Annotated in this window: 10 protein-coding genes; all 10 read left to right on the forward strand. The window is 62.8% G+C overall.

Annotation, left to right across the window (positions count from 1 at the left end; translation table 11 throughout):
• The first annotated feature begins 85 nt into the window (after positions 1-85).
• The 10 genes from tssA to P3C29_RS05245 all read left to right on the forward strand — a co-directional run bounded on the left by tssA (position 86) and on the right by P3C29_RS05245 (position 12,439).
• The gene (gene tssA / locus P3C29_RS05200) at positions 86-1,105 is read left to right on the forward strand and encodes a type VI secretion system protein TssA (RefSeq protein ID WP_177128830.1); all 1,020 of its coding nucleotides are present in this window, start codon (positions 86-88) and stop codon (positions 1,103-1,105) included.
• 54 nt (positions 1,106-1,159) lie between these two features.
• Positions 1,160-1,666: a type VI secretion system contractile sheath small subunit gene (gene tssB / locus P3C29_RS05205; RefSeq protein ID WP_010168268.1), complete on the forward strand. Its 507-nt coding sequence runs from the start codon at positions 1,160-1,162 to the stop codon at positions 1,664-1,666.
• Between the two features lie 2 nt (positions 1,667-1,668).
• Positions 1,669-3,165, forward strand: coding sequence for a type VI secretion system contractile sheath large subunit (gene tssC, locus P3C29_RS05210; RefSeq protein ID WP_017476732.1), 1,497 nt, complete (start codon positions 1,669-1,671; stop codon positions 3,163-3,165).
• 174 nt (positions 3,166-3,339) lie between these two features.
• Positions 3,340-3,828, forward strand: coding sequence for a type VI secretion system tube protein Hcp (locus tag P3C29_RS05215; protein WP_003213345.1), 489 nt, complete (start codon positions 3,340-3,342; stop codon positions 3,826-3,828).
• A 78-nt stretch (positions 3,829-3,906) separates the two neighbouring features.
• Complete coding sequence (tssE, locus tag P3C29_RS05220) at positions 3,907-4,422, forward strand: type VI secretion system baseplate subunit TssE (RefSeq protein WP_088422223.1); 516 nt, start codon at positions 3,907-3,909, stop codon at positions 4,420-4,422.
• Positions 4,419-6,278 (forward strand): type VI secretion system baseplate subunit TssF, encoded by a 1,860-nt coding sequence (tssF, locus tag P3C29_RS05225; protein ID WP_010168274.1) that lies wholly within the window; start codon positions 4,419-4,421, stop codon positions 6,276-6,278. Before tssE ends, tssF begins: the two co-directional genes overlap by 4 nt.
• The gene (tssG, locus tag P3C29_RS05230) at positions 6,242-7,285 is read left to right on the forward strand and encodes a type VI secretion system baseplate subunit TssG (protein ID WP_275964031.1); all 1,044 of its coding nucleotides are present in this window, start codon (positions 6,242-6,244) and stop codon (positions 7,283-7,285) included. The genes tssF and tssG overlap by 37 nt, the downstream gene beginning before the upstream one ends.
• A complete protein-coding gene (tssH, locus tag P3C29_RS05235) occupies positions 7,278-9,950 on the forward strand; it encodes a type VI secretion system ATPase TssH (protein ID WP_275964032.1) in 2,673 nt (890 codons plus the stop codon). Before tssG ends, tssH begins: the two co-directional genes overlap by 8 nt.
• A 92-nt stretch (positions 9,951-10,042) precedes the next feature.
• Positions 10,043-11,989 carry a type VI secretion system Vgr family protein gene (locus P3C29_RS05240; RefSeq protein WP_275964033.1) on the forward strand — a complete coding sequence of 649 codons (1,947 nt, stop codon included), beginning with the start codon at positions 10,043-10,045 and terminating at the stop codon, positions 11,987-11,989.
• Positions 11,990-12,004: 15 nt separating this feature from the next.
• Positions 12,005-12,439: a DcrB-related protein gene (locus tag P3C29_RS05245; RefSeq protein WP_010168282.1), complete on the forward strand. Its 435-nt coding sequence runs from the start codon at positions 12,005-12,007 to the stop codon at positions 12,437-12,439.
• The last annotated feature ends 3 nt before the right edge of the window (positions 12,440-12,442 follow it).

A 12,442-nucleotide genomic window follows, 5' to 3' on the forward strand; every position in this document is an offset into this window, starting at 1 on the left:
TGACCAAGAAAACATGCAAAGTTCCTCGCGCAACTAATGCATGAATTGCCCGCCATCTAACGGGCTGATAGGGAGATCGAATTTAGTGGATGTGCCTCTGCTGCTCGCCGCCGTTTCCGCGACTTCGCCTTGTGGCGAAGACTTGGAATATGACGCCGATTATTTGCATCTTGAGCGTGCCGCACAGGGTCAACCCGAGCGCAGCATGGGCGACTCGATCCTGCCTGCCGAACCTCCGGAATGGCGCAGCATCCAGCAGCAAAGCCTCGACCTCCTGCAACGCAGCAAAGACCTGCGCATCACCCATTTCCTGTTGCAAAGCGCCCTCGCCCTCCAGGGTATTGCGGGGCTTGCCGACGCGCTCACACTGATCAACGCGCTGCTGCGCGAATACTGGGCCGACCTGCATCCGCGCCTGGATGCCGATGACGACAACGACCCCACCGTGCGCATCAACGCCCTCAGCGGCGTGACCAGCGACGCGAACATCCGCCTGCTGCGCGAAGCCATTCTCACCCGCTCGCGCACCTTCGGCCCCGTCAGCCTGCGCGCCGCGCTGAATGCCAGCGGGCTGCAACCTTTCCCCGGCGAAAACCTCGGTGCCGAACAGCTCAACGGGGCTTTCCTCGACAGCGACGCCGAGCAACTGCAAGCCACCCGCGATGCGCTGAACGCCGCCCGTACGGCCTGCGAAGCCATCGAACAACACGTCAGCGACCAGGTCGGTTCCGCCCAGGGCGTGGACCTCGGCCCCTTGAAGCAACTGCTCAAGCAGGCCGTGCAGATACTCAATCAATACGCCCCGCACAGTGGCGCCGCCAGCGAGCCCGAGGTTGTCAGTGACGACAATGCCCCCTCGGTTGAATACGCCGCCGCGCCCGTTGCAGCACGCCCCAGCGGCGACATCGCCAGCCGCGATGAAGTGCTGCGCAGCCTTGACAAAATCCTTGCGTACTACACCCGGCATGAGCCTTCGAGCCCGCTGCCGGTGTTGTTGAACCGGGCGAAGAATCTGGTGCACGCCGACTTTGCGGCCATCGTGCGCAACCTGATTCCGGACGGCATGTCCCAATTTGAAAATCTGCGTGGGCCGGACAGCGAGTAAGCGTACGGATCGCGCAGTTACAACACCGTCGCTCAAGCGACCAGGAGCAGCAACGTGGCGAAGCAAAGTTCTCAGAAATTCATCGCGCGCAACCGTGCGCCTCGGGTGCAGATCGAGTACGACGTCGAGCTCTACGGCGCCGAGAAAAAGGTCCAGCTGCCCTTCGTCATGGGCGTGATGGCCGACCTCGCCGGCAAGCCCGCCGAGCCTCTGGCGCCTGTGGCCGACCGCAAGTTCCTTGAAGTGGACGTCGACAACTTCGACTCCCGCCTCAAGGCCATGCAGCCACGCGTCGCGTTCCACGTGCCCAACGAGCTGACCGGCGAAGGCAACCTGAGCCTGGACATCACCTTCGAAAGCATGGACGACTTCAGCCCCGCCGCCGTGGCGCGCAAGGTCGACTCGCTGAACAAGCTGCTCGAAGCCCGCACGCAACTGGCCAACCTGCTGACCTACATGGACGGCAAGACCGGCGCTGAAGAAATCATCATGAAAGCAATCAAGGACCCGGCATTGCTGCAGGCCCTTGCGAGCGCGCCGAAGCCGGCAGGGGACCAGTAATCATGACCGAGAATACCGCCCGCGAAGGCGCCCAGAACCTCGGCGCTACCGAAGAAACCAGCGAGTTCGCCTCGCTGTTGCTGCAAGAATTCAAACCCAAGACCGAGCGTGCCCGCGAAGCCGTGGAAACGGCCGTGCGCACCCTGGCCGAGCAGGCGCTGGCCCAGACGGACCTGGTGTCCAACGACGCCATCAAGTCGATTGAGTCGATCATCGCCGCCATCGACGCCAAGCTCACCGCCCAGGTCAATCAGATCATCCATCACCAGGATTTCCAGCAACTGGAAAGCGCCTGGCGTGGCCTGCATTACCTGGTGAACAACACCGAGAGCGATGAGCAACTGAAGATTCGCGTGCTCAATATCTCCAAGCCGGACCTGCACAAGACCCTGAAGAAATTTAAGGGCACCGCGTGGGACCAGAGCCCGATCTTCAAGAAGATGTACGAAGAAGAATACGGCCAGTTCGGCGGCGAACCTTACGGTTGCCTGGTGGGCGATTACTACTTCGACCAGTCACCTCCCGACGTGGAGCTGCTGGGCGAACTGTCGAAAGTCTGCGCCGCGATGCATGCGCCGTTCATTGCCGCTGCCTCGCCCACCGTCATGGGCATGGGCTCGTGGCAGGAACTGTCGAACCCGCGCGACCTGACCAAGATCTTCACCACCCCGGAATACGCCGGCTGGCGCTCCCTGCGTGAATCGGAAGACTCGCGCTACATCGGCCTGACCATGCCGCGCTTCCTGGCGCGCCTGCCGTACGGCGCCAAGACCGACCCGGTGGAAGCCTTCGCCTTCGAAGAAAACACCGACGGCGCCGACAGCTCCAAGTACACCTGGGCCAACGCTGCTTACGCGATGGCGGTGAACATCAACCGTTCGTTCAAACACTTCGGCTGGTGCTCGCGCATCCGTGGCGTGGAGTCGGGCGGTGAAGTCGAGAACCTGCCAGCCCACACCTTCCCGACCGATGACGGCGGCGTGGACATGAAGTGCCCGACCGAAATCGCCATCAGCGACCGCCGTGAAGCGGAACTGGCGAAGAACGGCTTCATGCCGCTGCTGCACAAGAAAAACACCGACTTCGCTGCCTTCATCGGCGCCCAGTCGTTGCAAAAACCGGCCGAATACGATGACCCGGACGCCACCGCCAACGCCAACCTGGCCGCACGCCTGCCGTACCTGTTCGCCACCTGCCGTTTCGCCCACTACTTGAAGTGCATCGTGCGCGACAAGATCGGCTCCTTCAAAGAGAAGGACGAGATGCAGCGTTGGTTGCAGGACTGGATCCTCAACTACGTCGACGGCGACCCGGCGCACTCCACCGAAACCACCAAGGCCCAGCATCCATTGGCCGCCGCCGAGGTGATCGTGGAAGACGTTGAAGGCAACCCGGGGTATTACAACTCCAGGTTCTACCTGCGCCCGCACTACCAGCTTGAAGGGCTGACCGTGTCGCTGCGCCTGGTATCGAAACTGCCTTCGGCGAAAGGCGCGTAATAAAGATCCGCCGGGATCGGGCTTTTTGTGGGAGCCGGGCTTGCCCGCGATGCAGGCGACGCGGTCTGTCAGTCAGACCGCAGTGATGCCATCGCGGGCAAGCCCGGCTCCCACAGAAAAGCACCGCCCTTGGGTTAACCAAATATCGTGGCTGAGACCACACAGGGAGAAAACATGGCTGTTGATATTTTCATCAAGATCGGCGACATCAAGGGCGAGTCCATGGACAAGGCCCACAAGGACGAAATCGACGTGTTGAACTGGAGCTGGGGCATGGCCCAGTCCGGCAACATGCATGTGGGCGGTGGCGGCGGCGCGGGCAAGGTGAACATCCAGGACCTGTCGCTGACCAAGTACGTCGACAAGGCCTCGCCGAACCTGATGATGCACTGCGCCAGCGGCAAGCACATCGACAAGGTCACCCTGACCGTGCGCAAGGCCGGCGGTGAAAGCCAGGTCGAGTACATGATCATCAACCTGGAAGAAGTGCTGGTGACTTCCCTGAGCACCGGCGGTTCGGGCAGCGATGATCGCCTGACCGAAAACGTCACCCTGAACTTTGCCCAGGTGATGGTGGACTACCAGCCACAGAAAGCCGACGGCACCAAAGACGGCGGCGCGATCAAGTTCGGCTGGAACATTCGCTCCAACACCAAACGCTGATTGCCCCTGTAGCCGCCGCCCCAGGCGGCGGCTGCAAGCCCCCTGTTCCTCTCGCAACCCGTCCGTGGAGCTGCTTTGGTGGTAACTGAAATTGCTTCCCGCGATCGCCTGCAACCGTCCCTGCTGGACCGGTTGACCGACGATGACCCGACCAATCCCAAGGAAAGCGCCGACAAACGCGTGCTGTCCCTGAGCCAATTAAAAGCCTCGGTGCTGCGTGACCTGACGTGGCTGCTCAACACCACTTCATTGCTCAACGCCGATGCCACGCTGCACACGCCGGCCGGTACGTCGGTGGTCAATTACGGGCTGCCAGCGCTGGCGGGCAACAGTGTCTCCAGCGTGGATGTCAGCGCCCTGGAAGCCTTGATCCACCAGGCGATCGCCACCTTCGAGCCACGTATCCTGCGCCATACCCTGCGGGTCAAGGCACGCGTCGGCCATGGCGAAATGAACCATAACGCCCTGAGTTTCGAGATCGAGGGCGACCTGTGGGCGCAGCCGGTGCCGTTGCGCCTGCTGCTGCAAACCGACCTGGACCTGGAGTCCGGCCATGTGCGTGTGGTGAACGCCGACCAGCGGAGGCGCCCATGAACCCGCGCCTGCTGGAGCTGTACAACCAGGAACTGCACCACGTGCGCGAAAGCGCCGCGGAGTTCGCCAAGGAATACCCGAAGATCGCCAGTCGGCTGACCCTGTCCGGCATGGACTGCGCCGACCCGTACGTCGAACGCTTGCTCGAAGGTTTTGCTTATCTCACGGCGCGTGTACAGCTCAAGCTCGACGCCGAGTACCCGACCTTCACCCACAACCTGCTGGAAATCGCCTACCCGCACTACCTGGCACCGACCCCGTCGATGACCGTGGTGCAGTTGCAGGCCGATCCCGATGAAGGCTCCCTGGCCAGCGGTTTTCCGCTGCCCCGCGACACGGTACTGCGCGCCGCATTGGGCCGCGAAACCCAGACCTGCTGCGAATACCGCACCGCTCACCCGGTAACGTTGTGGCCGTTGCAGGTCGCCCAGGCCGAGTACTTCGGCAACCCGTCCGCAGTGCTGGGGCGCCTGGCCGCCAGTGAACCCAAGGCCAAGGCCGGCCTGCGCCTGACACTGCGCACCGGCGCCGAGTTACCGTTCAACAGCCTCGCCCTGGATAACTTGCCGCTGTACCTTAGCGGTGCCGACGAACAACCGTTCCGCCTCTACGAACAACTGCTGGGCAATGCCTGTGCGGTGTTCGCGCGCAAGCCCGGCGGTGATTGGGTGGAACGCCTGCCGCCGGATGCGCTGCGCTCCCGGGGTTTTGACGACGCCGATGCCGCGATGCCGGTGGTGCCGCGCGCCTTTCAGGGCTATCGCCTGCTTCAGGAATACTTCGCCCTGCCCCACCGTTTTCTGTTCGTCGAGTTCGCGGAACTGAGCCGCGCGGTAAAACGCTGCGACGGCCAGGAGCTGGAACTGATTGTGCTGTTCGACCGTCACGATCCGAGCCTGGAAGGCAGCGTCGGCAAGGCGCAATTCGTGCCGTTCTGCACGCCTGCGATCAACCTGTTTCCCAAGCGCGTGGACCGTATTCACTTGTCCGAGCGGGTCAACGAACACCACGTGATCGCCGACCGCACCCGGCCGATGGATTTCGAGATTCACTCCCTGAGCGGTATCACGGGCCACGGCACCGGCCCTGAGCAGCCATTTTTGCCGTTCTACGCCGTGCGCGATCCGTCGCGCTACGGTCGTGACCAGGCTTACTACACGGTGCGCCGCGAACCCCGCGTGTTGTCGAGCGACCAACGCCGTAACGGGCCGCGCTCCACCTACGTGGGCAGCGAAACCTTCGTCAGCCTGGTGGACAGCCAGCAAGCGCCATACCGCCATGACCTGCGCCAACTCGGCGTGACTGCGCTGTGCACCAACCGCGATTTGCCGCTGTTCATGAGCGTGGGCAATGGCAAAACCGACTTCACATTGGCCGACAGCGCGCCGGTATTGGCGGTGCGCTGCGTCGCCGGGCCGAGCCGCCCGCGCGCCAGCCATGCCCATGACGCCAAGGCCTGGCGCCTGATCAGCCAGTTGTCGTTGAACTACCTGTCGTTGAGCGAGCAAGGCCAGGGCGCCGCCGCACTGCGCGAGCTGCTGCGCCTGTATGGCGACAGCAACGACGCCGCCCTGCAATTGCAGATCGAAGGCCTGCGCGAGGTCCGCAGCAAAGCGGTGACCCGCCGCCTGCCGATGCCCGGCCCGATCGTGTTTGGCCGGGGCCTGGAAATCACCCTGGAATTTGATGAAAACGCGTTCCGCGGCACCGGCGTGTTCCTGCTCGGTGCAGTGTTTGAACGGTTCCTGGCACGCTACGTGTCGATCAACAGTTTTACCGAGACGGTGATCCGTACCACCGAACGCGGCGAGATCATGCGATGGAAAGCCAAGCCCGGACGCCGTCCGACCCTGTGAGTACCCTGGATGCGATGCATCAGGAGCCCTGGGAATATGACTTCTTCCAGGCGCTGCGCCGTATCGAGTGCGAATCGCCAGACCTGCCGCGCCTGGGGCATTCCCTGCGCCTGGCGGATGATCCGTTGCGCCTCGGGCAGCAGGCCGATTGCACCTTTGCCCCGGCCACACTGGCGTCAGTCGAACCCGGCGCTGAAGGCAAACCGGCACGGCTGGAGCAGTTCTTTTTTGGCCTCGGTGGCCCCAACGGCCCGCTGCCGCTGCACATCACCGAGTACGTACGCGAGCGCCAGCGCAACAACGCCGACAGCACCAGCAAGCGCTTCCTGGATGTGTTCCATCACCGTCTGCTGACCCTGTTTTATCGGGCCTGGGCCGAGGCGCGGCCCACCGTCAGCCATGACCGCCCGAACGATGATTACTGGTCGGCGCGCCTCGCCGCCTTGAGCGGTCGCGGTACACCGAGCCTGCTCAACCAGGGCCTGATCCCCGACACGGCGAAGCTGCATTACAGCGGCCATCTGTCGGCGCAAACCCGCTACCCCGATGGCCTCAAGGCGATTCTCGGTGAGTACTTCGGCCTGCCGGTGGAGATCGAAGAGTACGTCGGCCAATGGCTGGAACTGCCCGAGCGCAGCCGCGTGAGTGTGAGTGCCAATCAGTTGGGCGTGGACTTTTGCCTGGGCAGCCATGTGTGGGACCGCCAGCACAAATTCCGTATCCGCCTCGGCCCACTGAAGCTCGATGACTACATGGGCATGTTGCCCGGCAGCCAGCCGTTCAACGAGCTGGTGGCATGGGTCGCCGAATACCTGGGCCATGAACTGGACTGGGACCTGAACCTGGTTTTGCAACAACCCGAAGTGCCGGCGCTGCAACTCAACGGCCAGTTCCGCCTGGGCTTCAACACCTGGCTCGGCCAACCCGGGCACGACGCCAACGACCTAATCCTGGCCCGGCATTACGCCGAACACGCCAACACCTCAAGGAATCCAGAGCATGGGTGAAATCAGTCGCGCCGCACTGTTCGGCAAACTCAACAGCGTGGCCTACAAGGCCATCGAAGCCGCCACCGTGTTCTGCAAGCTGCGGGGCAACCCGTACGTGGAACTGGCCCACTGGTTTCACCAGTTGCTGCAACTGCAGGACTCGGACCTGCACCGCATCATTCGTCAGTTCAACGTCGAGCCGGCACGCCTCGCCCGCGACCTGACCGAAGCGCTGGACCGCCTGCCCCGTGGCTCGACGTCGATCACCGACCTGTCGTCCCACGTGGAAGAAGCCGTCGAACGTGGCTGGGTCTACGGCAGCCTGATGTTTGGCGAAAGCCAGGTGCGCACCGGTTACCTGGTGCTGGGGATTCTCAAGACGCCGAGCCTGCGCCACGCGCTGCTGGGATTGTCGGGGGAGTTCGACAAGATCAAGACCGAAGCCCTGAGCGAGCGCTTCGATGAATACGTCGGCGACTCGCCCGAAAATGCCTTGAGTGCCAGCGACGGTTTCAACGCCGGCGCGGTGCCCGGCGAAGCCAGCGGCGCCATGGCCCCCAGCGCCATGGGCAAGCAGGAAGCCCTCAAGCGCTTCACCGTCGACCTGACCGAACAGGCCCGCAGCGGCAAGCTCGACCCGATCGTGGGGCGTGACGAAGAGATCCGCCAACTGGTGGATATCCTGATGCGTCGGCGCCAGAACAACCCGATCCTGACCGGTGAAGCCGGCGTCGGCAAGACCGCCGTGGTCGAAGGTTTCGCCCTGCGCATCGTCGCCGGCGACGTACCGCCGGCACTGAAAGATGTGGAACTGCGCAGCCTCGATGTGGGCCTGCTGCAAGCCGGCGCCAGCATGAAAGGCGAGTTCGAGCAGCGCCTGCGCCAGGTCATCGAAGACGTCCAGGCTTCGCCGAAACCGATCATCCTGTTTATCGACGAAGCCCACACCCTGGTGGGTGCCGGTGGCGCCGCCGGCACCGGTGACGCGGCCAACCTGCTCAAGCCTGCACTGGCCCGCGGCACCTTGCGTACCGTGGCCGCCACCACCTGGGCCGAGTACAAGAAGCACATCGAAAAGGACCCGGCCCTGACCCGCCGTTTCCAGGTGGTGCAAGTGGCCGAGCCGTCGGAAGACAAAGCGCTGCTGATGATGCGCGGCGTGGCCTCGACCATGGAAAAACACCATCAGGTGCAGATCCTCGATGAAGCCCTGGAAGCCTCGGTGAAGCTGTCCCACCGCTACATCCCGGCACGCCAGTTGCCGGACAAATCCGTCAGCCTGCTGGACACTGCCTGCGCCCGCGTCGCCATCAGCCTGCACGCGGTGCCGGCGGAGGTCGACGACAGCCGCCGGCGTATCGAGGCGCTGGAGACCGAGCTGCAAATCATCGCCCGCGAGCATGCGATCGGCATCGCTATCGGTGCGCGCCAGACCAACAGCGAAGCGCTGCTCAGCGCCGAACGCGAGCGGCTGGCCACCCTGGAAACCCGCTGGGCCGAAGAGAAAACCCTGGTGGACGAGCTGCTCGCCACCCGTGCGACGTTGCGTGAAAAAGCCGGTGTTGTGGACAGCGATGCGGGTAACGACGAGAGCGATGAACTGCGTGCCAAGCTGGTCGACCTGCAACAGCGTCTCAGCACCCTGCAAGGTGAAACCCCGCTGATCCTGCCGACCGTGGATTACCAGGCCGTGGCCTCGGTGGTCGCCGACTGGACCGGCATCCCGGTGGGCCGTATGGCCCGCAACGAACTGGAGACGGTGCTCAACCTCGACCAGCACCTGAAGAAACGCATCATCGGCCAGGACCATGCCTTGCAGATGATCGCCAAGCGCATCCAGACCTCCCGCGCCGGCCTCGACAACCCGAGCAAGCCGATTGGCGTGTTCATGCTCGCCGGCACCTCCGGCGTGGGCAAGACCGAAACCGCCTTGGCCCTGGCCGAGGCCATGTACGGCGGTGAGCAGAACGTGATCACCATCAACATGAGCGAGTTCCAGGAAGCCCACACCGTGTCCACCCTCAAGGGCGCGCCTCCGGGTTACATCGGCTACGGCGAAGGCGGCGTGCTGACCGAAGCCGTGCGGCGCAAACCCTACAGCGTGGTGCTGCTGGACGAAGTGGAAAAAGCCCACCCGGACGTGCACGAGATCTTCTTCCAGGTGTTCGACAAAGGCGTGATGGAAGACGGCGAAGGCCGGGTGATCGACTTCAAGAACACCCTGATCCTGCTGACCACCAACGCCGGTACGGAGCTGATTTCCCGGGTCTGCAAGGACCCGGCAAACATCCCCGAGCCAGAGGAAATCGCCAAGGCCCTGCGCCAGCCGCTGCTGGAAATTTTCCCGCCGGCGCTGCTCGGCCGCCTGGTGACCATTCCGTACTACCCGCTGAGCGACGAGATGCTGAAAGCGATCACCCGCCTGCAACTCAACCGCATCAAAAAGCGCGTGGAGAACACCCACAAGGTCGACTTCAACTACAACGACGATGTGGTCGACCTGATCGTGTCCCGCTGCACCGAGACGGAGAGCGGCGGGCGGATGATCGACACCCTCCTGACCAACAGCCTGCTGCCGGACATGAGCCGCGAATTCCTCACCCGCATGCTCGAAGGCAAGGCACTGGCAGGCGTGCGCATCAGCACACGGGATAACGAATTGCACTACGACTTCAACGATTGAACTGACGGAATGCGATCAAAACTGTGGGAGCGGGCTTGCTCCCACATTTGGAGCCGGTTCCTACAGTCATTACGCAATTTACGGGTTAACCGATGTTATTCAACCAATCGTCACGCCTGGCCAAGATCACCAGCCCACTGGGGCCGGATGTGCTGCTGCTCAATGAAATGGGCGGCGGCGAAGAGTTGGGCCGGCTGTTCAACTTCGAATTGCAGCTGACCTCGCTGGACGCCAACATCGACCTCAACCAGTTGCTGGGCAAGCCGATGAGCCTGAACCTGCAACTGGCGGATGGTGGCGAGCGGCACTTCCACGGTATCGTCGCGCGCTGCAGCCAGAACATCGACCAGGGCCAGTTCGCCAGTTACCAGGTGACCCTGCGCCCGTGGTTGTGGCTGCTGAGCCGCACGTCCGACTGCCGGATTTTCCAGAACCTGAGCATCCCGCAGATCATCAAGCAGGTGTTCCGCGACCTGGGTTTTTCCGACTTCGAAGACGCCTTGAGCCGGCCGTACCGCGAGTGGGAATACTGCGTGCAGTACCGCGAGACCAGCTTCGATTTCGTCAGCCGCCTGATGGAACAGGAAGGCATCTACTACTTCTTCCGCCACGAGCAGGACCGCCACGTGCTGGTGCTGGCCGACGCCTACGGCGCCCACGCCAACGTGCCCGGCTACGCCTCGGTGCCGTACTACCCCAAGGACGAGCAGCAGCGCGAACGCGACCATATGCACAACTGGCACCTGGCGCAGGAAGTACAGCCCGGTTCCCTAGAGCTCAACGACTACGACTTCCAGCGCCCCAGCGCGAGCATCGACGTGCGCTCGGCCATGCCGCGCCCGCACACCGCCGGCGACTACCCGCTGTACGACTACCCCGGCACCTACGTCAAAAGCGAAGACGGCGAACACTACGCACGCACCCGCATCGAAGCCCTGCAAACCCTGCACGAACAAGTCGAATTCAGCGGCAATGCACGGGGCCTGGGTTCCGGCCATCTGTTCAGCCTCACCGGCTTCAGCCGCCGCGACCAGAACCGCGAATACCTGATCGTCGGCGCCCGCTACTACATCGCTCAGGAAAGCCTCGAAAGCGGCGCGGGTGCGTCCTCGGCCCAGTTCGAAAGCACCCTCACCTGCATCGATGCGCAGCAGAGCTTTCGCCCGCTGGCCAACACCTACCGGCCCATCGTCAAAGGCCCGCAAACCGCACTGGTGGTGGGCCCCAAGGGCGAGGAAATCTGGACCGACCAATATGGCCGGGTGAAGGTGCATTTCTATTGGGACCGCCACGACCAGTCCAACGAAAACAGCTCGTGCTGGATTCGCGTGTCGCAGTCCTGGGCCGGGAAAAACTGGGGTTCGATGCAGATTCCACGGATCGGCCAGGAAGTGATAGTGAGCTTCCTGGAAGGCGATCCGGACCGGCCGATCATCACCGGGAGGGTGTACAACGCCGAGCAGACCGTGCCTTACGACTTGCCGGAAAACGCCACCCAAAGCGGCATGAAAAGCCGCTCCAGCAAAGGCGGTACGCCGGCCAACTTCAATGAAATCCGCATGGAGGACAAGAAGGGGCTGGAGCAGCTGTACATCCATGCCGAGCGTAACCAGGACATCGTGGTGGAGGTGGATGAAAGCCATTCGGTGGGGCATGACCGCAATAAGACTATCGGCCACAACGAGACGGTGACCATTGGCTCCAATCGCCTGCGGGTCGTGCGCAACAACGACACCGTGCTGGTGGGCGGGGCCAAGTCTGACAGTGCCGCCACGACCTACACCATCGAGGCTGGCGACAGTCTTCGCCTGGTGTGCGGCGACAGTGTGATTGAGCTCAAGGCCGGTGGAGACATCAACCTGACCTGTGGCTCGTTCAACCTGTTTTCCACCGGCAGCAGCAAAATCCAGACGAAGGGCAAACTGGACATCAACCTGGGCAGCGACAAGGGCACGGTGCCGGGCGCCCAGGGCGTGCAAAGCACGATCAAGTCCGCCGTCGAATCAAAATTCCCCGGCAAGCCCGGCGCTGGTCAATAACGAGATTTATCCACCATGAATTACCTGATCAACGAAGCCCGATTCACCCTGCCCGATGCAGAGGTACAGGACACCTCGATCAACATTCTCAAGTTCGCCAAGCTGGGCACCACGCTGGTGGTGAGCCGCAGCCCGTTGGCCGATGGCGAGACCTTGCAAGACAATTTCGAAGGCCAGCTGAAAAAGCTCGAACAGCAGGTCAAGGACCTTCGTTACTCGCCGGCCCAAGCCGTCAAAGTAGGACCGGCGCAGGACATCGACGCCTTTGAAGTTCAGAACCGTTTCAACAAAGGCAGCGACAATATTTACCAATATCAGCTGGCGATGCAGATACCCGGCACACGCAACCTGATTGCCTTGAGCTACGTCAAGACGCAGCCCCTGGGGCCTGCCGAGGCGGCACATTGGGCGACGCTCAAGAGCACGCTCAACTTCGTCGCCACGCCCTGAGTC

Origin of the sequence: Pseudomonas sp. 1912-s (assembly GCF_029269205.1) — a bacterium.
Classification (GTDB): domain Bacteria; phylum Pseudomonadota; class Gammaproteobacteria; order Pseudomonadales; family Pseudomonadaceae; genus Aquipseudomonas.